Source organism: Dactylosporangium sp. NPDC051485 (assembly GCF_040682015.1).
In the GTDB taxonomy this organism is placed as follows: domain Bacteria; phylum Actinomycetota; class Actinomycetes; order Mycobacteriales; family Micromonosporaceae; genus Dactylosporangium.
This window is the reverse complement of record NZ_JBFAZW010000031.1, coordinates 22,460-48,399: the sequence shown is the minus strand read 5'-3', so window position 1 is coordinate 48,399 and position 25,940 is coordinate 22,460. Positions and strand designations below refer to the sequence as shown.

Below are 25,940 nucleotides of genomic sequence, written 5' to 3'. Positions count from 1 at the left end.
AACGGAGCGTTCCTGATGCGCGGGCCGGTTCGTCAGGTGCCGCTGGTCACGCAGGTCAGCGACGAGTTCCGGCACCTGATCGCCTCCGGGCGGTGGCCGGTCGGGCAGAAGATCCCCGGCGAGCACGAGCTGGCCGCCGAGCTCGACGTCAGCCGCGCGACCGTGCGTGAGGCGCTGCGCGGGCTGAGCATCACGGGCCTGCTGGAACCCCGGATCGGCGACGGCACCTACGTGCGCGCCACCAACGAGATCACCGGGCTGCTGGCCCGCGACGACCTGTCGTCACTCGAGCACGTCCTCGACGCCCGCGCCGGCCTCGAGGCCGCCAGCGCCCGGCTCGCGGCCAGGCACGCCACCCCGGCGGCGCTCGCCGGCCTGGCGTCGGCCTTCGACGCCAGGAGCCGCGCGCACGACGCCGGCGACCTGATCGCCTACTCCCAGGCCGACGCCGACTTCCACCGGGCGGTCATCCACTCCAGCGGCAACCCGCTGCTCATCCGGCTGCACGCGGCGGTCGCCGAGCTGATCGAGGCGTCCATCGAGCACACTGCCGTGCTGCCGGAGGACCCCGAGGTCGGCGCCGCCCATGCCCGGCTGTTGCGCGCGATCCAGCAGCACGACCCGCAGGCCGCCGCCGACGCGGCGTACGCGCTGAGCGCCTCGGTCAAATCCGCCGCGGCCGAACCGTCCGAAAGGCCCTGACCCCCGTGAGGTCCCCCGTGCAGCACAGCACCTTCCCGCCGACGATCCTCGACCTGGCCGACGTGACCTTCCGCCGGGACGGCAAGCAGATCCTGCACGGCGTGTCCTTCACCGTCGCCCGCGGCGAGCACTGGGTGATGCTCGGCCCGAACGGCGCGGGCAAGAGCACCATCCTCGGCTTCTGCGGTGCGGTCACCCACCCCACCACCGGCAGCGTCCACGTGCTCGGCCGCCAGCTCGGCCGCGTCGAACTGCAGGCACTGCGCCGGCAGATCGGCCACGTCAACCCGCGCCACCCGCTGCGTTCCCCGCTGACGGTCACCGAGGTCGTCCTGACCGGCATCACCGGCACCATCGAGACGCCGGCGCGTTGGCAGGCCGGTCCCGCCGAGCTCGACCGTGCGCGCGAGCTGATCAGCCTGCTCGGCCTCGACGGCAAGGCCGACGACATCTGGCCGACCCTGTCCCAGGGCGAACGCGGCCGGACGCTGATCGCCCGGGCCCTCGTCCCCGAACCGGCACTGCTGCTGCTCGACGAGCCTTCCACCGGCCTCGACGTCGCCGCCCGCGAACAGCTGCTCGACACCATCGACCTGCTCACCCGTACCCATCCGGACCTCACTTCGGTCCTGGTCACCCACCATCTCGAGGAACTGCCCGAGACGACCACCCACGCACTGCTGCTCGCCGGCGGCCGGATCGTCGAGGCGGGCCCGACGAGCGAGGTCCTCACCAGCGAGCACGTGACCACCACCTTCGATCACCCCATCGAGGTCGAACATCGCGACGGACGGTGGATCGCCCGTACCGCCAAGACCGGGGCGTAGCGGCGGAGGCGTTCGCCGCTACCGCTTGCACATGGGCCCTCTGCGGTCCGTGTAAAGCGACCAAGATCACAAGTCAGAGAGTGGACAATCCCTCGACGAACCGGTCCCGACCCTGTAGGTGTACCCGGTACGCATTCAACGGGAGGCACCAATATTATGACCACACCCCAGCAGCAGCAGCCGCCGCAGGAGCAGTCGCCCCTGCAGCAGCCCGTCGCGCCGCAGCCGGCCAAGAAGGGCTTCAAGGTCCCGCGGCTGGTGATCTCGCTCGTCGTCCTGGTCGTGCTGGGCGGCGTCGGCTGGTACCTCAGCCGCGACGACGCGCTGAACGCCAAGGTCGGCGACTGCCTGCACCAGAAGGGCGCGAACGACCTGTCGATCGTCAAGTGCGACACCGCCGACGCGAACTTCACCGTGCTCGGCCGGGTCGAGGACAAGACCGAGAGCGAGGTCGACGCGAAAGGCGTGTGCGACCAGTGGGACGCCACGACGGCCACCTACTGGGAGGGCAAGAAGGGCCAGAAGGGCACGGTCCTCTGCCTGAAGGACAACAAGTAAGACCCCCAGTGGTACCGCGGGCCGTCAGCCGGCCCGCGGTACCACCGCGGATCGGCCTTGCGTGAATCGACCTCGCCGGGTCACCCGCCGCCGTATCGTCGTGATCAGTAACCCCTCCGGCAACGGTCGATGCGGGGTCTCGATATCGCGGTTCGTCGCAGGCGGGGACCGCTTCGTGCACAGGCGTCATGGCGGCCGGCCCCTGCGGCGAGCGTGACGTCCCCGGGCATGCGTGCGAAGGGTACGTCCATGGCAAGTTCCGCTGGTCCGGTCCGGTGGTTCGCCGACCGCAGGGTCGGCACGAAGATCCTCACGGCCGTCGCCGCTGTCGCCGTCGCGGCGGTGGCCGGCGGCGTTGTCGCCACCGTCGCGCTGTCGAGCACGTACCGGCGCGGGCAGGACATCAACGAGAAGAACCTCGTCCCGACGATGTACCTGGCCGAGGCCCGGGTGCAGGCCAACGCGGTCCGCATCGCCCTGCGCGACGCGGCACTCGCCGCCGACCAGGCGGCGGTCGACGCGGCCGAGCAGCGGGTACGCACCGCCGACTCCGCGGTGGATACGAACATCAACGCGTACCGTCCGACCGCTGCCGACCCTGCGGCCGTGCGGCGGTTCATGGACCTGTGGCAGCAGTACCGTGAGGTGCTGAACAATCAGCTGCTCCCGGCGGCGCGGGCGAACGACTTCGCCACCTTCGTCAAAGTCAGCGCCCAGGTGACGGCGCCGCTGTCCGCGAAGGCCCTGGCCGAGCTGGACACCGCGACCAAGGCGGAGGTGAGGCAGGCCGAGCGCACCGTCGCCGCCGCCCGCTCCACCTACCAGCAGGGCCGGACCCTGCTGTTTACCGTGCTGGGCGCCGGCATCGCGGTCGCGCTGCTGCTGGCCTGGTGGGTCAGCCGCATGCTCACCAGGCCGCTGCGACGGGTGCAGGAGGTGCTGTCGGCGGTGGCCGCCGGCGACCTGACCCGGCTGGCCGAGGTCGACTCGCGCGACGAGGTGGGGCAGATGGCGAAGGCCCTCGACGCCGCGACCACCCGCACGCGGCAGACGATCGCGGCGGTCGCCGAGACGGCGGGCAGCGTTGCCGCATCCTCGGAGGAGCTGTCGGTCACCAGCGAGCAGATCGCCGCGACGGCGGAGGAGACCAGCGCCCAGGCGGGCGTGGTGGCGGCGTCGGCGACGCACGTGTCCAGCAGCGTGCACAGCGTGGTGACCGGCGCCGAGCAGATGGCCGCCTCCATCAAGGAGATCGCGCAGAGCGCCGCCGAGGCCGCCGCGGTCGCCGGGCAGGCCGTGCGCGACGCCCGCAGCGCCAACGAGACCGTGGGAAAGCTGGGCTCCTCCTCGACGGAGATCGGCAACGTGCTGAACCTGATCACCTCGATCGCGGAGCAGACCAACCTGCTGGCCCTGAACGCCACCATCGAGGCGGCCCGGGCCGGCGACGCGGGCAAGGGCTTCGCGGTGGTGGCCAGCGAGGTCAAGGATCTGGCCCAGGAAACGGCGAAGGCGACCGAGGACATCTCGGCCCGGGTCGCCGCGATCCAGACGGACGCGCAGGCCGCCAGGGTGTCCATCTCCGGCATCGCGGAGGTCATCGAGCGGGTCAACCAGTACCAGTCGACCATCGCGGCCGCCGTGGAGGAGCAGACCGCCACCACGGGCGAGATGAGCCGGAACGTCACCCAGGCCGCGAGCGGTACCAACGAGATCGCCGACAACATCAACGGCGTCGCCGAGGCCTCCCAGACGGCCGCGGCCAGCATCACCGAGACCCAGGCCGCCAGCCAGAATCTGGCCCGCACGGCGACCCACCTCCAGCAGCTCGTATCGCAGTTCCGCTTTTGAGCACGAGTGGACCGAGGGCCGCACAATGATGCCGTGATCCCGCCGCCGCTACAGCCTGACGCTGTGTTGTTCCGTACCTCCGTGGGTCGGACCGTCGCGTTGTATGCCAAACGCCATCACTTCGGCTGCCCGCGGGGCGAACGCGCGCAGGAGGTCTTCGCGGGTGGGGCCCGGAAGGTGCAGCGCCTGACGGCGGTCCTCGTGTGGCACGTCGGGCACGTACCGCAGGAGGAACACCCACACGACCGCGAGGAGCAGGGCACCCGCGAGCATGAGGAAGCCGGCGTAGCTGAGGGTGAGCTTGAGGCGCGCGCTCATGACAGGAGCTCTCTCCACGGTCTCCTCCCTCACGTCCCGTGCCGGGTGCCTGTGTCGATGCGGTAGCCGACGCCGGCCACGGTGGCGATGATCCAGGGTTCGCCCAGCCGTTTGCGCAGTGCCGAGACCGTGATGCGCACGGCGTTGGTGAACGGGTCGGCGTTGTGGTCCCATGCCCGTTGCAGGAGCTCTTCGGCGCTGACGACACCGCCCTCGGCGGCGACGAGAACCTCGAGCACGGCGAACTGCTTCCTGGTCAGTGCGACGTACCGGCCGTCCCGGTAGACCTCGCGGCGGAACGGGTCCAGACGCAGGCCGGCGATCTCCCGCACGGGCGGCCTGTTGTGCGCGCGCCTGCGGTCGAGTGCTCTGAGACGGAGCACGAGCTCTTGCAGTTCGAACGGCTTGGTGAGGTAGTCGTCGGCGCCGAGCTCGAAGCCGGAGGCCTTGTCGTCGAGCCGGTCCGCGGCGGTGAGCATCAGGATCGGCATGCCGCTGCCGGAGGCGACGATGCTTTCGGCGATCTCGTCACCGGAGGGCCCGGGAATGTCGCGGTCGAGGACGGCGATGTCGTAGGCGTTGACGCTCAGCAACTCCAGCGCCGTGTCGCCGTCACCGGCGATGTCGGCCGCGATCGCCTCCAGGCGCAGCCCATCGCGGATGGCCTCGGCCATGTAGGGCTCGTCCTCGACGACCAGCACACGCATGCACTCCATGCTAGGAGCGGGCACATATCGTCGGCGTACGGAAAGCCACCGACGACAACACCACGCCGCGTCGGCCAGCTCCATGCGTCGCTTGCCTGGACCCGGCCTGCCTGGCCGGCTACTGGGGATCGCAGTCGGGGATGTTCAGCTCCTGGCGGTCGCGCCGGATCAGCCAGGCGTGGGAGACGTAGGAGCCGTCGCGGAGCTTGACCCAGATGTTGTCCGGCTGGCCGGACAGGCCTACGACCTCGTCGCCCTTCTTGCCCGTGACCTGGCAATCCGGGTCGACGGGAGTGCCGAACGGCAGCTTGCCCCGCTCCTTGGCGCCGGGGTGCGGGCCGTCCCGCTTGGTGAGCGGGTCAGCCCAGACGAGCGGCCATTGCGGGTGTTCGGCCGAGCCGCCGCCCAGTTTGTCGGCGAACAACGTGCAGACGACATCGCTGGAGCCGAGCCACATCCAGGTGTAGTCCCCCTGCCGGCGGTGGTCGAAGCAGAACGACACCCGCGGGGCGGGCTGCTCGTCCGACTCGGTGTCGCCGAGGCCGGGGATCTGGCGCAGCAGCGTGCAGACCGCCGTTTCGGTCACCGCGTCGATGTCGCCCTTGAGCACCGCGACGACGCCGGCCGACCACTTGGGGCTCTTGGCCTGGTAGAGCCCGATCGCGAGGTGGTCGGTGGCGTACCCGCACTGCACCGCGTCCTTCGCCGTCACCAGCGTGCCGATGCGTTTGCGGGCCGCGGCCACGCCTCGGTGGAACCTCTCCCGCTGGGCCCGGACCTTGTCGGGCGACCCGTTCTTGGCCTCGCTGCCGGGGACCTTCTCGCCGCGTTCGGGCACCATGTCGTTCAGGTTTGCCAGCACGTCCACGAACGACAGGCACGGGTTGATGGTGGCCGTGTAGCCGCCCCCGAGCTTCGGCAGCTTCCCGGTGGTCTCCGCGCTCGGCTGGCGGCACTTCGACCCGCCGCCGCCCTGGCCGCCTGCGCCGGTGGGGTCGGCCTGGTCGACGCCGTTGCCGCCCGGAAGGTCGCGGTACCAGCCGTCGCCCAGGACGCGATTGAGCCCGGCGACGACGAGCGCGCCGACGCGCTGCGCCGCACCGCCGGGCCGCAACTGCGGGAGCTCAACCGGCGCACCGGGCAGTCGGCCTGGCTCAGCCTCATCGACGGCGACGACGTCCTCATGTTCGACATGGCGCACGGGCCCCGGCCGGTGCCGAGCGTCAACTTTCCGTGGCCGATGACCGAGAAGCTCCAGGGGTACATCGGGACCGCGACCGGACGGGTCGTGCTCGCCCACCGGCCGGACATCGCGGAGCGCTTCGAGCGGCTGCCGCTGCGACCGGCGACCCCGCACGCCCCGTCGTCGCGCCGGCAGCTGGACGCGGAGCTGCGGCGGATCCGCGACAACGGCGTGGCGACGGAGGAGCAGCAGTTCCGGCTCGGCTGGAGCTGCGTCGCCGCGCCGGTGCGCGACGCCGGCGGGACGGTCGTGGCCGTGGTCGGCCTGACCGGGTTGACGGGGGCCTACACGCCGAGCCGCCACGTGGGCACCATCGCGCTCGCGGCCGAGCGGCTCAGCGTGGCGTAACGGCGGGCGGCCGTCCAACGGCAGGTCCGGACGTCTGGGCGGCCCGGGGCCGAAGGCCACCTCGACGCCGTGACCGTGGTCGACATGATGGACCACGGCGCCTGAACGTTCAATAGTTGCCGAGCGGATAATACGAACGTTCTCCGCAATTCGGGCTTTACAGGATCAAAACAATCGGGTTAAAGTCTGCGGCAGTTGGGGCCGCTCCCGCGAGGTTCGCGCTGCGGGCCGGCGCCGACCGCCACCGCGGAGACCGGGTGCACTGCGCTGTTGACCGCATTGCACGAAGCCGTCGTCCTGCTAGCGCCTCCGCCGCGGCCTCGCGTTCGTGCCCGGTCGACCGGGCCGGCGACGGCCTTTCGGGCCGACCCTCGGATTCGGTGACGCACTCGTCGTGCGGCGATGCCGCGCTCTCGTTCCTGCGAACCCGATCCCGCCACTCGTCCGAGCACCCCCGAAACCCTGAAGGAGATTCGATGCGCACCCGCAGGCCCGCAGCGTTGACCGCGCTGATGCTGGGCTGCTTGGCGCTCGTCGCCACGACGCTCGGCGCGTGCGGTACCGCCAAGCCGGGCCAGACGCAGCTCGTGGTCGAGATCTTCGGCGACCTGGGATACCGCGACCTGTACACCAAGTACGAGCAGAGCCATCCCGGGGTCAAGATCGTCGAGCACATCGTCTCGTACGACGACCACCACAAGAACCTGCAGGCGCACCTGCTGGGCGGATCGGGAACCGGCGACATCGAGGCCATCGACGGCGGCTACATCTCGCAGTTCAAGGTCATGTCCGACAAGTTCGTCGACTTCAGGGACTACGGCGCCGACCCGGGCACGTGGCTGCCGTGGAAGTCGCAGCAGGCGACCGGCGCCGACGGCAGCCTGATGGGGCTGGGAGCGGACGTCGGCGGCCTGGCGATGTGCTACCGCCGGGACCTGTTCGCACAGGCCGGCCTGCCGACCGACCGCGACCAGGTGGCCGCGCTGTGGCCGGACTGGGAGTCGTACATCGCGACCGGCAAGCGGTTCAAGGCCAACGCGCCCGACGGCGTGGCCTGGTTCGACTCCGGTTCCAACATCTTCAACGCCATCGTCGGCCAGGCGCCGGTCGGCTACACCGCCCCCGGCAACAAGGTCGTGGTGGCGGACAATCCGGCCGTCAAGAACGCGTTCAACCTCGCGGTCGAGGCCGTGCAGGCCGGCGAGTCGGCGAAGCTGGCGACGTTCAGCCAGCAGTGGAACGCCGGGTTCCAGCGGGGATCGTTCGCCACCGTGGCCTGCCCGGCGTGGATGACCGACACCATCAAGCAGAACGCGCCGCAGACCAGCGGCAAGTGGGACATCGCCACCATCCCCGGCGGCAGCGGCAACTGGGGCGGCTCGTTCCTGACCGTGCCGAAGCAGAGCAAGCACCGCAAGGAGGCCGCCGAACTCGCCAGGTGGCTGACCGCACCCGAGCAGGCGAGCTGGATCTTCCGCACCCAGGGCCACCTGCCCAGCCAGGCCGCGCTCTACGACGACCCGGCCGTGCTCGGCAACACCAACGCCTTCTTCAACAACGCGCCCACCGGCCGGATCTTCACAGAGGCGGCGAGAACCCTGCGGCCGCAGTACCAGGGCCCCAAGGACGGCGACATCGGACCGCTGATCGGCCTCGGGATCACCCGGGTCGACAAGGGCAAGCAGCGACCCGCCCAGGCGTGGCAACAGGTTCTCAAAGACGTCGCGAACGCCACCGAGCCGTAGAAAGGACGAGCCTGATGGCAGTGATCGCACCTCCGCCGGTGTTGCCCGAGCATCGGGATGCCGCACCGGCAAAGCCGGCAAAGGTTGAGCGGTGGTCCCAACTGCGCCGCAAGTTCGACGTGAGCGGCACGCCGTACCTCTACATCGCCCCGTTCTTCGTGGTGTTCGCGGCGTTCGGGCTGTTCCCGCTGCTTTACACCGGCTGGATGGCCCTCACCCAGTGGAACCGCGACATCCCCGGTAGCCAGCGCACCTTCGTGGGGCTGGGCAACTTCACGCGGCTCTTGCACGACGACTACTTCTGGAACGCGCTGATCAACACCGCCGCGATCGGCGTGCTGGGCACCGTGCCGCAGTTGCTGCTCGCGATGTGGATCGCCCACCTGCTGCACCGCCGGATGCGCGCCCGCACCCTGCTGCGGATGGGCGTCCTGCTGCCCAACATCACCTCGGTGGCCGCCGTCGGGCTGATCTTCGCCCAGCTGTTCGGGCGGGACTTGGGCCTGATCAACTGGGTGCTCAGCCTGGTCGGCCTGGGCAAGGTCGACTGGCAGTCGGGCACCTGGCAGTCGTGGGTGGCGCTGGCCGTCATCCTGACCTGGCGCTGGACCGGCTACAACTCCCTGATCTACCTCGCCGCGCTGCAGGCCGTCTCGGACGACCTCTACGAGGCGGCGGACCTCGACGGCGCCGGGCAGTTCCGCAAGTTCCGGACCATCACCGTCCCGGCGCTGCGCCCGACCATCATCTTCAGCGTGATCATGTCGACCATCGGCACGATCCAGCTGTTCACCGAACCACTGATGTTCAACCCGGGGATGAGCCCGACCGGCGGGGACTCCCGCCAGTTCCAGACCCTCGCCATGTACGTGTACGAGCAGTTCTGGACCCACGGCAAGTACTCCTACGCCGCCACGGTCTCCTGGGCCATGTTCATGATCATCGTGCTGGCGGTGGGTGGGAACTACCTGCTGTCCCGACGCATTCGGAGCTCCACATGACGACCCTGATACCGGTCTCCCGGGCCATGACCGGCGCTCGCCGGGTCCGCGGGCGGTCCGCGTCGCCCAGCCAGCGCCGCGCCGGACCCAGGACCTACCTGCTGGTGGGGCTCATCGCCGCGGTGTCGGCGTTCCCGCTGTACTGGTCGCTGGTCGCGGCGTCCAACGACAACTCCGCGGCGGGGAGCTGGCCGCCCCGGCTGCTGCCCGGCGGTCACCTGTGGGAGAACCTGCAGCGGGCGTACACCCAGGCGAACTTCGGCCTCGCCCTGGCCAACTCGATGATCGTCTCGACCGTGGTCACGCTCTCCGTGGTGCTCACCAGCACGCTGGCCGGTTTCGCCTTCGCGAAGCTCAAGTTCCGCGGCCGCAACCCCCTGCTCGGGTTCCTGCTCGTGACGATGATGGTGCCGGCCCAGCTGGGCATCATCCCGCTATACATCATGATGTCGCAGTGGCTGGGCTGGACGGGGCACCTCCAGGCGGTCATCGTCCCGGCGGCCACCTCCGCGTTCGGCGTCTTCCTGGTGCGCCAGTACCTCTCCGAGGCGCTGCCCGACGCGCTGCTGGAGGCCGGCCGGATGGACGGATGCTCGACGCACCGGCTGTACTGGCACGTGGTGCTGCCGGCGGCGCGGCCCGTCGCCGCGGTGCTCGCGCTGTTCACCTTCATGAACACCTGGAACGACTTCTTCTGGCCGCTGCTGGCCCTGGGCCAGGGCAACCCGACCACCCAGGTCGCACTGTCCACACTGGCCGGTGGCTACTACATGGACTACTCGCTCGTGCTCGCGGGAACGTTGATCAGCACCGCGCCCGTACTGCTGGTGTTCCTCTTCCTCGGCAAGCAGATCATCGGCGGGATCATGCAGGGGGCCGTGAAGGCGTGAACTGGACCGTCTGGCTCATCCCGCACTTCCACTACGACCCGGTGTGGTGGAACACCCAGTCCGCGTACACCGAGACCTGGGACCAGCCACAGGTCCCCGACGCGGGCGAGGCACACTTCGCCTGGCCCGGGCACAGCGCGTTCAGCCTCGTCAAGGCGCACCTGGCGAAGATCCGCGAGGATCCGCAGTACAGCGTGGTCCTCGCCGAGGTCGACTACCTCAAGCCGTACTGGGACACGTACCCCGAGGACCGCGAGCTCATCCGGCGACTGATCGCGGACGGCCGCCTGGAGCTGGTCGGCGGCACCTACAACGAGCCCAACACCAACCTCACCGGCATCGAGACGACGATCCGCAACGCCGTGCACGGCGCCGGGTTTCAGCGCCACGTCGTCGGGGGCATCCCGTCCACCGCGTGGCAGCTGGACGTGTTCGGCCACGATCCGCAGTTCGCGCAGGTGATGGCCGGCGCCGGGCTGAGCTCGATCGCCTTCGCCCGCGGCCCCTACCACCAGTGGGGGCCCATGCTGACCAGCTGGAACATCCGCGAGCATCGCAAGCCGTTCGCGCCGACCCAGTTCCCCACCGAGTTCGAGTGGGTGTCGCCCGGCGGGGACGGCCTGCTCACCCACTACATGGCCGGGCACTACTCGGCCGGCTTCAGCCTCGACGCCGCCCAGGACCCGCAGGCCGCGGCGGCGCAGCTGCACGAGCTGTTCACCGAGCTGAGCCCGGCCGCCGCGACCCGCAACGTCCTGATCCCGATGGGCAGCGACTTCAGCCCTCCCATGCGCTGGGTCACCGAGCTGCGCGCGGCCTGGGACGAGCGGTACCCCGGCGTGCGGCTGCGCTACGGCCTGCCGCGCGACTTCTTCACCGCCGTGCGGGACGAGCTCGCCGCGAGGGGCGTGCACGCCACGCCGCAGACCCGCGACATGAACCCGATCTACACCGGCAAGGACGTCACCGCGATCGACACCAAGCAGGCCCACCGCCAGGTGGAGACGCTGCTGCTGGACGCCGAGAAGTGGGCCACCTTCGCCGCGCTGCACGGCGCGGCCTACCCCGCCGCGGCCGTGGACAAGGCGTGGCGGCTGCTGCTGTTCGGCGCGCACCACGACGCGGTCACCGGCACCCAGTCCGACCAGGTCTATCTCGACCTGGTCGCCGGCTGGCGGGAGGCGCACGACCTGGCCGCCGACGTGGACTCCTCGGCCCGCCGGCACCTGACCCGGCACGTCGACACCCGCGGAGAGGGCACCGCGGTCGTCGTGTTCAACCCCCTGGCACACCCCCGGACGGACACCGTCGGCCTGGAGATCGACCTCGACCCGGCCGTGGGCGTCACGCTCACCGACGACGCCGGGGTCCCGGTCCCGTACCTCACCGAGACCCTCGCGCACGCCGCCGCCGGCCGCCCGGGCCGGGCGCTGCTGCGGTGGGTCGCGCGCGACGTACCGTCGCTGGGCTACCGCACCTACCGCCTGCTGCCCGGCACCGCGCAGCCATCGGCGTCCGCGTGGCAACCCGTCGAGGCGACGAGCATCGCCAACGACCGCTACCGGGTGCGTGCGGACCCCGCGCGGGGCGGCGCCCTGACCGAGATCACCGACCTCACCGCCGGCCGGGACATCCTCCCGCGCGGCCGGGTGGGCAACGAGCTGGTCTGCGTCGCCGAGCACCGCGACCACCCCGAGTTCGGCGAGGGCCCGTGGCACCTGCTGCCCCATGCCATCGCCTGGCGCAGCGCGGACACCACGGCCGACGTCACCGTCGAACGCTGCCCGATCGGCGAGCGCGTCACGGCCACCGCGACGGTCGACGGATGCCGCTACACCCAGCAGACCACCCTGTGGTATGGCATCGACCGGATCGACTTCGCCACGGACATCGACGGGTTCGCCGCCACCGACCGGCTCCTGCGGGTACGCATACCCTGCGACGTCCCCGGCGGCATGCCCGTCAGCGAGACCGCGGCCGCCGTCATCGGCCGCGGCTACGCCCTGCTCGACGCCGACGCGGCGGAGCACCCCCGGACCCTGGACAACACGGCGCACCAGTGGTTCGGCCTCGGGGCGGCACTGACCGTCCACCTCCACGATCCACAGGAGCGCTCCGCGCGCTCGCGCGCGGTGTCCATCGCCGAGATCGTGGTCGCCGACGGCGACGAGGGCCTGCGCTCGACCCGGCGGCTCGCCATCGGGCTGGCCCGGGCGGGCGTCACCGCCACCGTGACGCGCGCGACGGGACACCGCTACGGCGCGCTGGACACCGACTCCAACCTCCCCGACTGCCGCGTCGCGGTCGGCACCCCTCAGCGCAACGGGTTCGTCGCCGAGCTTCTCGGCCGGGCGCCGGCGCCGTATGCCGCCGAACTGGCCGCCCAGCTCGAGGCCACCGGCACGGCCCGCCTCTGGATCCCCGCCGCCCGGCCGCTCGGCGAGGTCTGGCGGCCGGGCGCCGACGTGCGCCCGATCCGGGACCTGCCCGTCCTGCTGATCGCCGGCAGCGACGCGGAGGCCGAGCAGCACGCCCTCACCGAGCTGCTCGACGACCTCCGTGACGCGAACGTGCACGTCACGCAGCCCTCCGCGCTGCACCACGGCGAGACGGCCGTCGAGGACTACGCCGTCGCGCTGCTCAACCGCGGTACCCCCGGCTTCGCGGTCGAGCCCGACGGCACGCTGAACATGTCGCTGGCCCGCGCGTGCACCGGCTGGCCCACCGGAACCGCGATCAACTTCCCGGACCTCAACGCACCGGGCGGGCGCAGCTTCCAGCACCTCACCAGCAGGCGCTTCGCGTACCACCTGGTGAGCGGCCCCGGCGGATGGCGCGCCGCCGGCTTCGTCGCCGCCGGGCAGTCCGTCAACCATCCGCTCGCCGCGACCGCCGCGCCGGCCGGCGACGGGGCACTGCCGGCCACCGGATCCCTGCTGAGCGTCGAGCCCGCCGGGAACTTCGTCGTCACCGCGGTCAAGCCGCAGGGGGAGCCGCTGGCCACCGGCTCCGCGGCGCCCGCGGACCCGTGCGACAGCCTGATCGTCCGCGGCTACGAGCCACACGGCCGGTCCGGCAGCGTCACGATCCGCCTCGCCGGCGGCATCGCCTCGGCCACGGCCGCAGACCTGCTCGACCGCCCCGGCGCGTCCCTCGAGCACGACGGCCGGGAAGTGCGGCTCGACGTCGAGGGGTACCGGATCACGTCGCTGGCCCTGTCACCGGCCCGCGCCGAGCGGGGCGGGACGGCCCTCGCGGCGCGCACCGAACCCGTGCAGCCCGTGTTCACCCGCTACTGGCTGCACAACTGCGGCCCCGCCCCCATGGGCAACCTGCCGGTCGCGCTCACCCTCCGGCCGGACGACCAGCCGCGGGACGACGGCGCCGCGGCCGGCGTGCGGCTGCGCGCTCAGATCGTCTGCGACGACACCGACGCCGGCTACGACGGGGACCTGCTCGTCAGGGCGCCGGAGGGCTGGGTCACCACCCCCGGGTCGGCGTCCGTGACCGTCGCCGCGGGCGGCCACCTCGGCGTGCCCGTCACCGTCACGGCTCCCGACGACGCCGAACCCGGCTGGTACGCGGTCGCGGCGAGCATCGCCCACCGGGGCCAGGAGCTGCAGGACGCCCTCGTCGTGCCCGTGGGCCGGCCGGCGCCCGGGCCGCTGCTGCACGCGCGCGCCGAGGCCCGGGAGCTCACGCTGGCCCCCGGGACGCGTGGCCACGTCCGCGTGCGGGTGAGCCACGACCTGCGCACGCCGCTGCAGGGGCACGCCCAGCTCATCACCCCGCACTACATCTGGCCGCTGACAAGCGAGCCGACCCGGGGCTTCACCATCGCGCCCGGGTCCACGCAGTGCGTCGAGTTCCCCGTCGCCGTCCCGGTCGGGACGCCACCGGGGGAGTTCTGGGCCCAGCCCAAGATCTGTGCCTTCGGCCGGATCGCCTACTGCGAACCCGTCCGCATCGTCGTCAGCCCCGGCGGCGCCTGAGCGCGTGCAGCCCATGTTGTGGCGGTGGACCACCGCCACAACATGGTTGGCGGCGCGAGCCGTGACCTGTCGTCAGGACGTGATCACAGCGGGGTTTCCCTCGCTCCAGACGCTAGTGATCGTGCGCTGCGTGAACCGCCAGCCATCCGGGGTGCGGCGCAGCCGGTCGTCGTAGCGGCCCGCGCCGAGGAACTTCTCGCCGTCGGGCAGGCCAAGGCGGACATGCTGGGCCTGGTAGTAACACGTGTGCTGGGCCTCGTCGCCGTCCACCACGGCGACGTGGTTGCTGTTCAGGTGGTGGGTGGCGTCGAATCGCGCCAGGCTCGTGCTGATCCTGGCAACGATCGCGTCGGGCCCGCAGAGCCGTTCTCCCGAACTGCTGTACTCCCACCAAGCGTCGTCGGTGAACAGCGCGCCCAGCTTCGCCCAGTCCCTGGTGTCCAGGGCCGTCGCGTACGCGATGACGGCGTCCACGATCGCGGCGCGGTCTGCGAGTTCCTGAAGCATTGAGCCGCCTTCCGGGTTGGTGCACGAGTTGAGTCGGAGTCCATGATTGGTGCCGGTCGAGCCCATCGGAAGAAGGCACTTTCATGTCCCAGAGTCACATCGATGTGTCAGCCCTGGCCAGCGAGGCATGCCCGGTCTCGGAGGTCCTCGATCGCGTCTCGGGGAAGTGGAGCATCGGCATCCTGGTAGCCGCTGCGCAGGGTCCGGTTCGATTCACGCAGCTGCAACGTTCGATCACCGGGATCAGCCGGCGCATGCTCACGCTCAAGCTGCGCAAGCTGGAGCGGGACGGCCTGCTCGTGCGCATCGTCCATCCGGTCGTTCCGCCCAGGGTCGAGTACACGCTGACGGAGATGGCCCAGGAACTCCACACGTCGCTGCTGGAACTCACGGCCTGGGCCAAGCGACATCGCAGCACCGTCGCCGCCGCCCAGGCCGCCTACGACCGCCAACACAGCGGGTGACCAGCCGCGGCATCGGCACGTGCCGAGCCGCGCCCAGCGCGCTGTCGGGTAGCCCCAGAGCATTGCTGCATCGGGTGCATCAGCGAGCCAGCGCGCCCACCAGCACCCGCCCACGTCGCTATGCGACCCGTACAGACGGCCAGCGGCGAAGATCAGGACAATCGCTCGGTCCGGGTGAGTCTGGCGGGACCCTGCGGATATTGGTTTGTACGGTACGGCTTGGGCGCCGACGCGCCGACCGTGGCGCAAGAACCGTGGCGCAAGATCTACGCCAAGATCCACGATCCACGGAGGTCATGTTGACTACCACGGCCCTTGATCTGGACACCCTTTCCGTCAACACCATCCGCGGCCTGTGCATGGACGCGGTCCAGCGGGCGGAGTCAGGACATCCGGGTACGCCGATGGGGATCGCGCCGGTCGCGTACACGCTGTGGCAGCGGTTCCTGCGGTTCGACCCGGCCGATCCGATCTGGCCGAACCGGGACCGGTTCGTGCTGTCCGAGGGTCACGCCTCGGCCCTGCTGTGGTCGCTGCTGCACCTCACGGGGGTGCGGGCGGTTGACCCGGACTACGAGGTGCTCGGCCGTCCCTCGGTCACCCTCGAAGACCTCAAGACGTTCCGGCAGCTCGACTCGCGCGCGCCCGGCCACCCCGAGTACCGGTGGACGAGCGGGGTCGAGGCCACCACCGGACCGCTCGGCCAGGGGGACGCGAACTCGGTGGGGATGGCCATCGCCGGCCGGTGGCTGGCGTCGCGGTACAACCGGGACGGCTTCAAGCTGTTCGACTTCGACGTGTACTCGATCACCGGCGACGGCGACCTGATGGAAGGCATCTCGTCGGAGGCGGCCTCGCTCGCCGGCCACCTGCGGCTGGCCAACCTGTGCTGGATCTACGACTCGAACCGGGTGACGATCGAGGGCTCGACCGACCTCGCGTTCACCGAGGACGTGGCCGAGCGTTTCCTGGCGTACGGCTGGAACGTGACGACCGTCGCGGACGCCAACGACCTCGACTCGGTGGAGCGGGCGCTGCACAACTTCAAGGCCGAACACGAGCGGCCGACGCTGATCGTGGTGCACAGCCACATCGGGTACGGCTCCCCGGTCGAGGACACCGCGCAGGCGCACGGCAAGCCGCTCGGCTCGCAGGCCGTACGGGAGACCAAACGGTTCTTCGGCATGCCCGACGACGTCGACTTCTACATCCCGGACCAGGTGTCCGAGTGGTTCGCGCAGGGCATCGGCGCCCGGGGCGGGGCGGCACGCTCGGCCTGGCGGTCGAGCTTCGCCGGGTACCGGGCGCGCTACCCGGAGCTGGCCGACGAGATCGAGCGGATGCAGCGACGGGAACTGCCGGACGGATGGCAGGATGCGCTGCCCACCTTCCCGGCCGATGCGAAGGGTATCGCCACCCGCGAGTCCTCCGGTCAGGTGCTCAACGCGCTGGCGCAGGCGGTGCCGTGGCTGCTGGGCGGATCGGCCGACCTCGCCCCGTCCACCGGGACCCGCCTCACGTTCGCCGGCGCCGGCGACTTCCAGGCTGGCCAGTCCGGACGCAACTTCCACCTCGGCATCCGCGAGCACGCGGGGGCGGCGATCGCCAACGGGATGGCACTGACCAAGCTCCGCCCGTACTGGTCGACCTTCCTGATCTTCTCCGACTACGCCCGTGCCGCGATCCGGCTGTCGGCGTTGATGGAGATCCCGACGGTGCACATCTTCAGCCACGACTCGATCGGGGTCGGCGAGGACGGGCCGACCCATCAGCCCGTCGAGCAGCTCGCCGCGCTGCGGGCCACGCCGGGACTGCTGGTGTTCCGCCCGGCCGACGCCAACGAGGTGGTCGAATCCTGGCGGGTCGTCGCCGGACTGCGGCGCGAACCGGCGGCGCTCGTGCTCACCCGGCAGCGGGTGCCCACCTTCGACCGCACCCGGCTGGCCGCCGCGGCCGGGGTCGCGAAGGGGGCGTACGTGCTGGCCGACCCGCCCTCCGGCGAGCCGGACGTGATCCTGCTGGCGACCGGCTCGGAGGTGGCGCTGGCGCTCGCGGCACGCGACGAGCTCGCCGTCGACGGGATCGGCGCCCGGGTGGTGAGCATGCCGTGCTGGGAGCTGTTCGACCGGCAGCCGCGCCGGTACCGCGACGAGGTGCTGCCCCCGGCGGTCCGCGCCCGCGTCGCGATCGAGCAGGCGTCCACGCTCGGCTGGGAACGGTACGTGGGGGACGCCGGCGCGATCGTCGGCATGCACACGTTCGGCGCGTCCGCGCCACTCAAACAGCTGCTGTCCAAGTTCGGGTTCACGCCCGAACGGGTCACACAGGTCGCCCGGGAGCAAGTGGCCGCGAACACCTGACCGCCGGGGCGGCCGCACCCGGAGCCGGCAAGGAGGGGACGTGAAGGCAACCCAGATCCTGCACGAGCGCGGGCAGAGCCTCTGGCTCGACAACATCACCCGGAGCATGCTCGACTCCGGCCAGATCCAGCACTACATCGACACGTACTCGGTCACCGGGCTCACGTCGAATCCGTCGATCTTCGACAAGGCGATCGAGTCCGGCTACTACGACGACGCGATCCGGGCGAAGTCCGCGACCGGGTGCTCCGACGAGGCGTTGTTCTACGAGCTGGCGGTCGAGGACCTGCGGCGGGCCGCGGACGAGTTCCTGCCGGTGCACGAGCGCACCGACGGCGTGGACGGGTGGGTGTCGCTGGAGGTGTCGCCGCTGCTCGCCTTCGACACGGCGGGGACGATCGCGGCCGTCAAGGCGCTGCACGTGTGGGCCGCGCGACCCAACCTCCTGATCAAGATCCCCGGAACGGCCGAGGGCCTGCCGGCGATCACCGAGTGCGTCGCGTCCGGGGTGCCCGTGAACGTCACCCTGCTGTTCTCGCCGGAGCAGTACGAGGCCGCCGCGGACGCGTACCTGACCGGCGTCGAACGCCGGCTCGAGCGCCAGCTCGATCCCGCCGTGGGGTCGGTCGCCTCCGTCTTCATGTCCCGCTGGGATGCCGCGGTCGCCACCCTCGTCCCGGAGGAGCTGAAGGACGAGCTCGGGCTCGCCGTCGGCCTCGCCGCCTACCGGACATATCGGCGGCTCATGGACTCCGACCGGGTGCAACGCGTGCAGAACTCCGGCGGGCGGATCCAGCGGCTGCTGTGGGCCAGCACGAGGACCAAGGATCCCGCGGCCTCCGACACGCTCTACGTCCACGGGCTCGCCGCGCCGTTCACGATCAACACGATGCCCGACACCACGCTGCAGGCGTTCTACGACCACGGCGAGATCGGGGAGTCGATGCCGGCCGACGGCGGCGACTGCGACGCGATGCTGGCCCGGTTCCGTGACGCCGGCATCGACGCGGACGGCCTCGCCGCGAAACTGCAGTCCGACGGGGCGAAAACGTTCGTCACCGCCTGGAACGACCTCGTGGCGAGGATCGCCACGCAACGCGCCGCGGTCGCCTGACGTGTGCCGCGGCGACCCGCGCATCACACCGACCGCCGTTGTGGGAGCGCTCTTCGTGGAAGAGCTGAGGCGCTGCTCGAGGGGAGCATCATCATGACGACGCAGAAGCCCATGCAGATCGGCATGGTCGGGCTGGGCAGGATGGGCGCGAACCTGGTCCGCCGGCTCATGCGGGACGGCCACCGGTGCGTCGGGTACGCCCGCACGGAGAAAACCGTGCGGCAGCTCGCCGGTGAGGGTATGACCGGCGCGAACTCGCTCGCGGATCTGGTCGCCAAGCTCGACCGGCCGCGCGCGGTCTGGCTGATGGTGCCGGCCGCGGCCGTGCAGCCCACACTCGACGAGCTCGTCACGCTGCTCGACCCGGACGACGTCGTGATCGACGGCGGGAACTCCTACTACCACGACGACCTCGCCCGCGCCCGGCAGCTCGCCGCGCATCGCATCCACTATTTGGACTGCGGTACGTCGGGCGGGGTGTGGGGCCTGGAACGCGGCTACTGCCTGATGATCGGCGGCGAGGAGGCGCCGGTCAGGCGGCTCGACCCGATCTTCCGGACCATCGCCCCGGGCCACGGCAGCGCGGAGCTCACGCCGAGCCGGACCAGGGACGGGACCGCCCCCGAGGGGTACCTGCACTGCGGGCCCAACGGCGCCGGCCACTTCGTGAAGATGGTCCACAACGGCGTCGAGTACGGGATGATGGCCGCCATCGGCGAGGGGCTTTCGATCATCCGGCACGCCAACGCGGGCAAGTCCACCCGGATCGTCGACGCCGAGACCGCGCCGCTGCGTGACGCGGAGGGATACCAGTACGACATCGACGTGGCCGAGGTCGCCGAGGTGTGGCGGCGCGGTTCCGTCGTCGAGTCGTGGCTGGTCGATCTCACCGCCGACGCGCTGGCCCGCTCACCCCAGCTGGAGGACTTCACCGGGCGTGTCTCGGACTCCGGCGAGGGCCGCTGGACCGTGCAGGCGGCGATCGACGAGAGCGTGCCCGCCCCGGTGATCAGCACGGCCCTCATGGACCGCTTCGAGTCGCGAGGGCTCGGCGAGTTCACCGACAAGGTGCTCTCCGCGATGCGCAGCGAGTTCGGCGGCCACGCGGAGAAGCGGGGCTGACCCAGCTCAACCGCGGGGCAGGACGTACCGCTGGACCGCCCGACGTCGGCGAGCATCGGGCGGACGGGCGGTGTCATGGGCTGTCTGGCAGGTACCAGTGGTGCGGCGAGATGAGTTCGTGGATGGAGTCCGGGCCCCAGGATCCGGGGTCGTACGGCTGCACGGGTGGTGGGTTGTCCAGCAGCGGGGCGGACAGCTCCCAGAGCCGTTCGATGCCGTCGGCGCGGGTGAACAGCGACTGGTTGCCCAGCATCGCGTCGAGGAGGAGCCGTTCGTAGCCGGCCAGTGCGTGCCGGTTGCAGAACGAGTCGGCGTACCGGAAGGTCATGGTGGCCTCGCCCAGGCGCATGGTGGCGCCGGGCTCCTTGGCCAGGAAGCGGGCCGCGATCCAGCCGGGATCGTCGAAGTCGATCACCAGCTTGTTGGTGGGCGTGACGTTCGTGTCCGGATCGAGGGCGAACATCCGCAGCGCCGGTCGTTTGAGGCCGAGCGTGACGACCTGCCGCTGTTGTCCGAGCGACTTGCCGGAGCGCAGGTAGAACGGCACTCCCGACCAGCGCCAGTTGTCCACCTCGAAGCGTGCGGCGATGAAGGTCTCGGTCTGCGAGCCGGGGTCGATGCCGGGCTCGTCGCGGTAGCCGCGGTACTGGCCGCGGACCACGCGCGTGGCGTCCAGGGGCAGCACGGCCGCGAAGACCTTGCTGGTCTCGTCGCGCAGCTGTTTGGCGGCCAGGGCGGTGGGTGGTTCCATCGCCACGAAGCCCAGCACCTGGAGCAGGTGGGTGACGATCATGTCGCGGAAGGTGCCGGTTTGCTCGAAGAACCCGGCGCGGCCCTCGATGCCGATCGTCTCGGGCACGTCGATCTGGACGTGGCTGATGTGGTCGCGGTTCCAGATCGGCTCGAACAGGCCGTTGGCGAAGCGCAGGGCGAGGATGTTGTCGACGGACTCCTTGCCCAGGAAGTGGTCGATGCGGAAGACCTGGGACTCGTCGAAGGTGGCGTGGATGGTGTCGTCGAGCGCGCGGGCGGACGCCAGGTCCGTGCCGAAGGGCTTTTCGATGATGACGCGCGTGTTGCTGCTGGCCAGCCCGGTGCCGTCGAGCATGCCGAGGGTGGGTGTGAAGCCCTGCGGCGGCACGGCCAGGTGGATCAGCCGGCGTGGGTGCCCGCCGATCGATTTGTCGGCCGCCGCCACCGCGTCGAGCAGCGGTTGCGGGTCCGCGGGCGCGGCCGCGCCGAAGGACAGCGACTCGGCGAACTCGTGCCAGGCCTCGCCGGTCGGCTCCGCCAGCCCGAACTCGGCCACGGCGTCCCTGGCGTGCTGGCGGAACTGCTCGTCGGTGTGTGCGGACCGGGCCGAGCCGACGATCCGATATCTGGCCGGCAGCAGGCCGGCCTTCGCCAGGCTGAACAGCCCGGGTAGCAACTTGCGTCTGGCGAGGTCCCCGGTGGCGCCGAACAGCACGATCACGTGATCGTCGCGGGGTGCGTCCTCCCGCTGCGGCGTAACGGACTCCCTGGTACCAGGTGCTGCATATTGAACGCTCATGATCCCTGGTCCTGTTGGTTCCGGGTGTGATGTGGATTTTCTGAGCCCATACCCGGCTCGCGCGGTCATACACCGATGACCGCGCCGGTGGACTGAGGAACTTCACCTTGGGATGGTTGCTGCCGGACCATCCCAGGTAGCGTGAGAGAGGTGCTGAGCCTGCCCGCAGGCGTGCGCGCCTGTCTGTTCGATCTCGACGGCGTCCTGACCCCGACGGCGGCGGTGCACGCGGCGGCGTGGCAGGAGACCTTCGACGACTTCCTGCGCCAGCGCGCGGCGCGCGGCGGGGACGACCACCCCATCCCGCCGGCCGAACCAGGTCCACGGCCCAGCCAGCCACCGGGCCGTGCACCCGTCCGGCGCCGGCCCGGCCCGGCGTCCTGACTGGGAGGCGTCAGGCGGGCCGCAGCAACTCGCGCAGCCGGGTGGTGTCGATGAGATGGGCGCGGGTCGGGAACACCTTGCTCAGCAGTACCTCGTGGGTCTCGGGGTCGGGGTCGGCGACGCCGTCGGACAGCACGAAGACGCGATAGTCGCGGTCGGCCAGGTCGATGAGCGTGGACAGCACGACGCCGCTGGTGCTGATCCCGGTGAGTACCAGGGTGTCGATGCCCAGCTCGCCCAGCCGTTGGTGGAGATCGGTGGTGGAAGCCGCACCGAAGCGGATCTTGCGTACGACGATGTCGCCTTCCTCGGGCGTGAGCCGCTCGTCGATCTGTGTGCTGGCGTCCTCGTGGTGCAGCATCTTCGCGCCGGCGACGGCGGTGAAGGCTTTGTTGGTCTCGGGGACCGCGGTCCAGTCGTCCTCGGTGAAGGCGACGCGGACGTAGCCAATGGTGCCGCCGGCGGCGCGAACGTCGGCGATGGCGCCCCTGACCCGCTCCACGAGCGCGTCGGCGTCGGGGGCGTAGGCGACGATCCCGTGCTGGAAGTCCATGGCCAGCAGGGCGGTACGCTCGGGGTCGATCGGGGGGAGGGTGGTGGTGCTCACGCGGTGTTCTCCTTGGTGGTCGCTCGGTGTTCGCGGTTGTCGTGCGGGGGTTGGTCGTCGGTGCCGGTCGGCTGGTTCGGCACGCGGCTCGTCAGACGGCGGTCGAGGACCGTCATCAGCAGGACCGCGAGGCCCGCCCCGACCAGCACGGTGCCGAGGGTGTGCAGACCGTGGTCGCTCGCGCCGTCGCGGAAGACGATGCTGCCGATCACGGCGGATGTGACGCTGCCGAGGTATCCGAAGGTCCGGAACAGCCCGGAAGCGGTGCCGATCTGGTCGGGCGGCGCCGCGCGGTAGAGGGCGGTCTGGTTGGCGATCGTGCTGGTGGCGGAGGTGACGCCGAAGATCAGGGAGACCAGCACGATGGCGATCACCGGACTGTGCGAGGTGAGCAACATGGTGCCGGCGGCGCCGAGCAGCATGGTCACCGCCGAGACGATCACCGGTCCGCGCACCAGGTTGCGGCTGGCGAGCGGGCGCGAGAGCAGCGCGGAGACGGCGCCCATCGGCAGCAGCAGGAGTCCCGCCGTCACGGCTGACATCCCGTATCCGGCCTGCATCCACTGGGTCATGCCGTACAACACCGAATAGACACCGAGCAGGGTGAGCGCCTGGCGCAGGTAGGTGCGGGCCAGGGGGCCGTTGGCGGCGAGACTGCGCAGGTCGAAGAACGGCGCGGTCTTGCGCAGCTCCCACACGACCGTCGGCGCGGCGACGACTACGAAGACGGCGAGCGCGAGCCACGCTGCATGCGGCAGGCTCATCAGGAAGATGACCAGCGCGCTCATCGAGATGGCGAAGCCGAGGATGCCGGGCAGGTCGATCCGGTCGGCGACCTGCCGAAAGCCGCGATGCCCGTGGCTGAGCACGGGATCGCCGGGCAGCCAGCGCATGGCCATGACCAGCGCGATCGCGGCGACCGGGACGTTGATCAGGAACGCCCAGCGCCAACCCGCGGCGCCCACCAGCAGTCCGCCGATCGGCGGGCCGACGGCCATGGTGGCCATGCCCGCGATCGCGATGCCGCCGAGCACTCCGCCCGGCGGAGCGTCAAGCCTGGCCGCCTCGGCGCGGCGCCGAATCAGCACCATGGCGCACGGGAAGGCGGCCGAGGTGCCGACGCCGATCAGCACCCGGGCGACGGTCAGCATCGCCAGGCTCTGGCCGAAACCGCCGACCAGGCCCCCGAGCAGTACCAGCACGATCCCGGACAGGAAGATCCGGCGCGCGCCGAGGACCTCCGCCAGTTTGCCCGCCGTGGGCTGCGCAACGGCGCTGGCCAGGTAGAGCGAGGAGATCAGCGCGCTGGTGCTGCCCACCGAGACGTGCAACGCCGTGGCGATGGGGACCAGAGCGGTCGCAATGATGGAGCTGTTGATCGGGTTGAGACTGGCGCCCACGTAGAGCGGGGTGGTGAAGGTCCACGCAAAAGGCTTGCGCGGGAGGTGCGTCGCAGGGGCGGCCTGCGTGGCGGTGGTGGTCACATTCCGCCGTCCCTCAGGTCGGCCGCAGCAAGACGTTCCAGCAGCTCGACGGCCTTCTCCAGGTCCTTGCGCTCCTCCGCGGCCACGACCTGGTCGATGGCCCGCGCCAGGAAGGAGGCACGCCCCGCGAGCAGCTTGTCGACCAGTTCGGTCGCGGAGGGGTCGGCGTGGATCAGCTTCCTGCGGCCGTCCTGCGGGTCGGGCTCGCTGTGGACGAGCCCGGCGGCCTTGAGCACCGCCAGGCTCTGTGCAATGGACTGCGGGCTGACGTGCTCGAGCGAGGCGAGCCGGGCCGCGGTGATCGGCCCCTCCTGCATGACGGTGCTCAGCACGGCGAGCTGCGTCACGGTCAGGCCGATCGAATGCTGTCCCGATTCCGCGCGTAAGCGTGCGCGGATCCGCTTGATCGCCTCGCTGAGGCGCTGTGCGGTCGCAGCGGACTGCTGCGGGCTGGGGTCCGTGGTCACGACCTTAGCGTAAACCCAACAAGTAACTTTACCAAGTTACTTGTTGAATTCGTCGGGATGACAGACGCACGGCCGGGCCGGACACGGCTGCCCGGCCCGGTTCCGCGTAGGCGGCGAGTAGGGCGCGCTACACCATCCATGCCATGTTCGAGGCCTGGGTCGGGTAGACGAACAGCGTGTTCTTCAACGCGTCGGCGCGGATGTCCGCCCGGATGGCGAGCGCGAAGACGTTCGCGAACTCGTCGGCCTCCGGGCCCAGGAGGTGAGCGCCGAGGATCTTGCCGCTGCCCTTCTCGACCAGGGTCTTGAACATCGACGCCGGCTCGGCGACCCGCCGCGCTGAGTACCAACTGGAGGTGTCCGCCTGCTTCATGGTGAAGTTCAGGCCCTTGGCGCGGGCCTCCTGCTCGGTCAGGCCCACCGCGCCCAGCGCGGGAATCGAGTAGACCACGCTCGCCATGCCGCGGTAGTCCGCCGTGTGCTGGTTGCTGTTCAGGAGGTTGTCGGCAACGACGCTGCCCTCGTACTGGGCGAGCGGCGTCTCGGGCAGGCCTCCGCTGTTGGCCGCGTCGCCCGCCGCGTACACCGCCGGGTTCGAGACGCTCTGCAGGTGGTCGTCGACCCTGACCCCATGGCGATCGAACTCGACCCCGGCGGTGGACAGGTCGAGATCGTCGATCTCGGGTGCGCGACCGGCCGCATGGACGACCATGTCCGCCTCGAACACCTCGGTTCCCGAACCCGTCGAGGCCGTGACCCGGAGGTTTCCCGGTGCGCCTTCGACGCCCGTGACGATCGTACGGGCCCGAACGTCGATGCCCACGTCGTGGGTGCGCTCCAGCAGCCGCGCCACGAGGTCCTGGTCGAAGTGTTTGAGCGGCCGATCCGCTCGTTGCAGGATGGTCACTGTCGCCCCGGCCCTGGCCGCGATGTGGCCGAACTCGAAGGCGATGTAGCCGCCCCCGACAAAGACGATCCGTCGAGGCAACTCCGGCAGGTCGAGGAACTGGTCGCTGCGGGTGAGGTGGTGCTCGCCCGGGATGCCCAGCGTTCTCGGCCAGGCGCCGGCCGCTACGACGAGGCGATCGCCGTCGAGCACGTCCTCGCCAACCTCGATCGAACGCTCGTCAAGGAAGCGTGCACGCCCGTGGAAGGTCTCCACCCCCTCCTTGACGAGGACTTCCTCTTGCTGCCGGGGATACGGGTCCGTGAACGTGGCCTTGAAACGGATCAGCTCGGGCCAGTCGATGCGCACGTCCCCCGCAATGCCCCGGCCCTCCATGCGACGCCTCCGATCGATGATCTCGGCCGCTCCCACCAGCACCTTCTTGGGGTCGCAGCCGCGCAGCCCACAGGTGCCACCAAAGGGCCGCGAGTCGACGATCGCCACGTTCCGGCCCGCGGCCTGGCATCGTGTGGCCACCGTCGAGCCGGCTTCGCCTGTTCCGATCACGACGACATCAAAGGATTTCTTCATGGTCCATCCTCTTCTGCTCGCGCATGACTGCCCCTAGCACTGCTGGCCTACCCGGGTCCACGGGTTCGACACGTCCGCCGGCGCGACGCTTCGAGCGGCTGTGCGGGATCGTCAGATCCGGTCCGGCGGTGCCGGCAGACCGGCGATGCCGGCGCCACGGCGCAGGACGTCGCGGAGCATGCATCCCGTCGCAGGGGTGCGTGGCGGTGGGCTGTGAGGC

At 70.7% G+C, this 25,940-nt stretch carries 23 protein-coding genes; 14 read left to right on the top strand and 9 right to left on the bottom strand.

Going from position 1 to position 25,940, the window contains the following annotated elements; translation table 11 throughout:
• Positions 1-15: 15 nt before the first annotated feature.
• The 4 genes from AB0M46_RS19545 (at position 16) to AB0M46_RS19530 (ending at position 3,938) form a co-directional block, all read left to right on the top strand.
• A complete protein-coding gene (locus tag AB0M46_RS19545; RefSeq protein ID WP_363337797.1) occupies positions 16-702 on the top strand; it encodes an FCD domain-containing protein in 687 nt (228 codons plus the stop codon).
• Between the two features lie 5 nt (positions 703-707).
• The gene (locus AB0M46_RS19540; protein WP_363337795.1) at positions 708-1,529 is read left to right on the top strand and encodes an ATP-binding cassette domain-containing protein; all 822 of its coding nucleotides are present in this window, start codon (positions 708-710) and stop codon (positions 1,527-1,529) included.
• Positions 1,530-1,685: 156 nt separating this feature from the next.
• Positions 1,686-2,087, top strand: a complete 402-nt coding sequence (locus AB0M46_RS19535) for a hypothetical protein (RefSeq protein WP_363337793.1) — start codon at positions 1,686-1,688, stop codon at positions 2,085-2,087.
• Between the two features lie 249 nt (positions 2,088-2,336).
• Positions 2,337-3,938 carry a methyl-accepting chemotaxis protein gene (locus tag AB0M46_RS19530; protein ID WP_363337791.1) on the top strand — a complete coding sequence of 534 codons (1,602 nt, stop codon included), beginning with the start codon at positions 2,337-2,339 and terminating at the stop codon, positions 3,936-3,938.
• A 48-nt stretch (positions 3,939-3,986) separates the two neighbouring features.
• Here the strand turns inward: AB0M46_RS19530 and AB0M46_RS19525 are convergent, their stop codons facing one another.
• From AB0M46_RS19525 to AB0M46_RS19515, 3 genes are all read right to left on the bottom strand, one after another.
• Positions 3,987-4,274: a hypothetical protein gene (locus AB0M46_RS19525; protein WP_363337790.1), complete on the bottom strand. Its 288-nt coding sequence runs from the start codon at positions 4,272-4,274 to the stop codon at positions 3,987-3,989.
• Positions 4,275-4,285: 11 nt separating this feature from the next.
• Positions 4,286-4,963 (bottom strand): VanSc-type vancomycin resistance response regulator transcription factor VanR, encoded by a 678-nt coding sequence (vanR-Sc, locus tag AB0M46_RS19520; RefSeq protein WP_363337789.1) that lies wholly within the window; start codon positions 4,961-4,963, stop codon positions 4,286-4,288.
• 118 nt (positions 4,964-5,081) lie between these two features.
• Complete coding sequence (locus tag AB0M46_RS19515; RefSeq protein WP_363337787.1) at positions 5,082-6,077, bottom strand: hypothetical protein; 996 nt, start codon at positions 6,075-6,077, stop codon at positions 5,082-5,084.
• A 126-nt stretch (positions 6,078-6,203) separates the two neighbouring features.
• Between AB0M46_RS19515 and AB0M46_RS19510 the strand changes: the two genes are divergently transcribed.
• From AB0M46_RS19510 to AB0M46_RS19490, 5 genes are all read left to right on the top strand, one after another.
• The gene (locus tag AB0M46_RS19510; protein ID WP_363337785.1) at positions 6,204-6,554 is read left to right on the top strand and encodes an IclR family transcriptional regulator C-terminal domain-containing protein; all 351 of its coding nucleotides are present in this window, start codon (positions 6,204-6,206) and stop codon (positions 6,552-6,554) included.
• Between the two features lie 476 nt (positions 6,555-7,030).
• A complete protein-coding gene (locus AB0M46_RS19505) occupies positions 7,031-8,299 on the top strand; it encodes an ABC transporter substrate-binding protein (protein WP_363337783.1) in 1,269 nt (422 codons plus the stop codon).
• Positions 8,300-8,313: 14 nt separating this feature from the next.
• Positions 8,314-9,300: a sugar ABC transporter permease gene (locus tag AB0M46_RS19500; protein ID WP_363337781.1), complete on the top strand. Its 987-nt coding sequence runs from the start codon at positions 8,314-8,316 to the stop codon at positions 9,298-9,300.
• A gap of 26 nt (positions 9,301-9,326) precedes the next feature.
• Positions 9,327-10,190, top strand: a complete 864-nt coding sequence (locus AB0M46_RS19495; protein WP_363337862.1) for a carbohydrate ABC transporter permease — start codon at positions 9,327-9,329, stop codon at positions 10,188-10,190.
• Entirely contained in the window at positions 10,187-14,182 is a 3,996-nt protein-coding gene (locus tag AB0M46_RS19490) for a glycoside hydrolase family 38 C-terminal domain-containing protein (RefSeq protein WP_363337779.1), read from the top strand. Before AB0M46_RS19495 ends, AB0M46_RS19490 begins: the two co-directional genes overlap by 4 nt.
• Positions 14,183-14,254: 72 nt before the next feature.
• Here the strand turns inward: AB0M46_RS19490 and AB0M46_RS19485 are convergent, their stop codons facing one another.
• Complete coding sequence (locus AB0M46_RS19485; RefSeq protein ID WP_363337777.1) at positions 14,255-14,689, bottom strand: nuclear transport factor 2 family protein; 435 nt, start codon at positions 14,687-14,689, stop codon at positions 14,255-14,257.
• Positions 14,690-14,772: 83 nt separating this feature from the next.
• On the opposite strand from AB0M46_RS19485, the gene AB0M46_RS19480 reads away from it, so the two are divergent.
• The 4 genes from AB0M46_RS19480 (at position 14,773) to gnd (ending at position 19,749) form a co-directional block, all read left to right on the top strand.
• On the top strand, positions 14,773-15,153 hold the full coding sequence (locus AB0M46_RS19480; protein ID WP_363337776.1) for a helix-turn-helix domain-containing protein: 381 nt from the start codon (positions 14,773-14,775) through the stop codon (positions 15,151-15,153).
• 296 nt (positions 15,154-15,449) lie between these two features.
• Positions 15,450-17,513, top strand: coding sequence for a transketolase (gene tkt / locus AB0M46_RS19475; RefSeq protein ID WP_363337774.1), 2,064 nt, complete (start codon positions 15,450-15,452; stop codon positions 17,511-17,513).
• A 40-nt stretch (positions 17,514-17,553) separates the two neighbouring features.
• A complete protein-coding gene (gene tal, locus AB0M46_RS19470) occupies positions 17,554-18,627 on the top strand; it encodes a transaldolase (protein ID WP_363337772.1) in 1,074 nt (357 codons plus the stop codon).
• Positions 18,628-18,720: 93 nt separating this feature from the next.
• On the top strand, positions 18,721-19,749 hold the full coding sequence (gene gnd, locus AB0M46_RS19465) for a phosphogluconate dehydrogenase (NAD(+)-dependent, decarboxylating) (protein ID WP_363337770.1): 1,029 nt from the start codon (positions 18,721-18,723) through the stop codon (positions 19,747-19,749).
• Between the two features lie 73 nt (positions 19,750-19,822).
• Here the strand turns inward: gnd and zwf are convergent, their stop codons facing one another.
• Positions 19,823-21,301 carry a glucose-6-phosphate dehydrogenase gene (gene zwf, locus AB0M46_RS19460; RefSeq protein WP_363337768.1) on the bottom strand — a complete coding sequence of 493 codons (1,479 nt, stop codon included), beginning with the start codon at positions 21,299-21,301 and terminating at the stop codon, positions 19,823-19,825.
• A 141-nt stretch (positions 21,302-21,442) separates the two neighbouring features.
• On the opposite strand from zwf, the gene AB0M46_RS19455 reads away from it, so the two are divergent.
• The gene (locus AB0M46_RS19455; RefSeq protein WP_363337864.1) at positions 21,443-21,685 is read left to right on the top strand and encodes a hypothetical protein; all 243 of its coding nucleotides are present in this window, start codon (positions 21,443-21,445) and stop codon (positions 21,683-21,685) included.
• A 10-nt stretch (positions 21,686-21,695) separates the two neighbouring features.
• On the opposite strand, the gene AB0M46_RS19450 is transcribed toward AB0M46_RS19455, so the two are convergent.
• The 4 genes from AB0M46_RS19450 to AB0M46_RS19435 all read right to left on the bottom strand — a co-directional run bounded on the left by AB0M46_RS19450 (position 21,696) and on the right by AB0M46_RS19435 (position 25,720).
• Positions 21,696-22,292: a cysteine hydrolase gene (locus tag AB0M46_RS19450; protein ID WP_363337766.1), complete on the bottom strand. Its 597-nt coding sequence runs from the start codon at positions 22,290-22,292 to the stop codon at positions 21,696-21,698.
• Positions 22,289-23,776, bottom strand: a complete 1,488-nt coding sequence (locus tag AB0M46_RS19445; RefSeq protein WP_363337764.1) for an MFS transporter — start codon at positions 23,774-23,776, stop codon at positions 22,289-22,291. The genes AB0M46_RS19450 and AB0M46_RS19445 overlap by 4 nt, the downstream gene beginning before the upstream one ends.
• Positions 23,773-24,243 (bottom strand): MarR family transcriptional regulator, encoded by a 471-nt coding sequence (locus AB0M46_RS19440; RefSeq protein WP_363337762.1) that lies wholly within the window; start codon positions 24,241-24,243, stop codon positions 23,773-23,775. Before AB0M46_RS19440 ends, AB0M46_RS19445 begins: the two co-directional genes overlap by 4 nt.
• Before the next feature lie 127 nt (positions 24,244-24,370).
• The gene (locus AB0M46_RS19435; RefSeq protein WP_363337760.1) at positions 24,371-25,720 is read right to left on the bottom strand and encodes an NAD(P)/FAD-dependent oxidoreductase; all 1,350 of its coding nucleotides are present in this window, start codon (positions 25,718-25,720) and stop codon (positions 24,371-24,373) included.
• Positions 25,721-25,940 lie beyond the last annotated feature (220 nt).

Bases quoted from the DNA above. Each gene is read 5' to 3' on its own strand.
- AB0M46_RS19545 (WP_363337797.1), top strand. From the start codon at position 16: ATGCGCGGGCCGGTTCGTCAGGTGCCGCTGGTCACGCAGGTCAGCGAC.
- AB0M46_RS19480 (WP_363337776.1), top strand. From the start codon at position 14,773: ATGTCCCAGAGTCACATCGATGTGTCAGCCCTGGCCAGCGAGGCATGC.
- zwf (WP_363337768.1), bottom strand. From the start codon at position 21,301: ATGAGCGTTCAATATGCAGCACCTGGTACCAGGGAGTCCGTTACGCCG.
- AB0M46_RS19535 (WP_363337793.1), top strand. From the start codon at position 1,686: ATGACCACACCCCAGCAGCAGCAGCCGCCGCAGGAGCAGTCGCCCCTG.
- gnd (WP_363337770.1), top strand. From the start codon at position 18,721: ATGACGACGCAGAAGCCCATGCAGATCGGCATGGTCGGGCTGGGCAGG.
- vanR-Sc (WP_363337789.1), bottom strand. From the start codon at position 4,963: ATGCGTGTGCTGGTCGTCGAGGACGAGCCCTACATGGCCGAGGCCATC.
- AB0M46_RS19530 (WP_363337791.1), top strand. From the start codon at position 2,337: ATGGCAAGTTCCGCTGGTCCGGTCCGGTGGTTCGCCGACCGCAGGGTC.
- AB0M46_RS19500 (WP_363337781.1), top strand. From the start codon at position 8,314: ATGGCAGTGATCGCACCTCCGCCGGTGTTGCCCGAGCATCGGGATGCC.
- AB0M46_RS19485 (WP_363337777.1), bottom strand. From the start codon at position 14,689: ATGCTTCAGGAACTCGCAGACCGCGCCGCGATCGTGGACGCCGTCATC.
- AB0M46_RS19510 (WP_363337785.1), top strand. From the start codon at position 6,204: ATGACCGAGAAGCTCCAGGGGTACATCGGGACCGCGACCGGACGGGTC.
- tkt (WP_363337774.1), top strand. From the start codon at position 15,450: ATGTTGACTACCACGGCCCTTGATCTGGACACCCTTTCCGTCAACACC.
- AB0M46_RS19505 (WP_363337783.1), top strand. From the start codon at position 7,031: ATGCGCACCCGCAGGCCCGCAGCGTTGACCGCGCTGATGCTGGGCTGC.
- AB0M46_RS19435 (WP_363337760.1), bottom strand. From the start codon at position 25,720: ATGAAGAAATCCTTTGATGTCGTCGTGATCGGAACAGGCGAAGCCGGC.
- AB0M46_RS19495 (WP_363337862.1), top strand. From the start codon at position 9,327: ATGACCGGCGCTCGCCGGGTCCGCGGGCGGTCCGCGTCGCCCAGCCAG.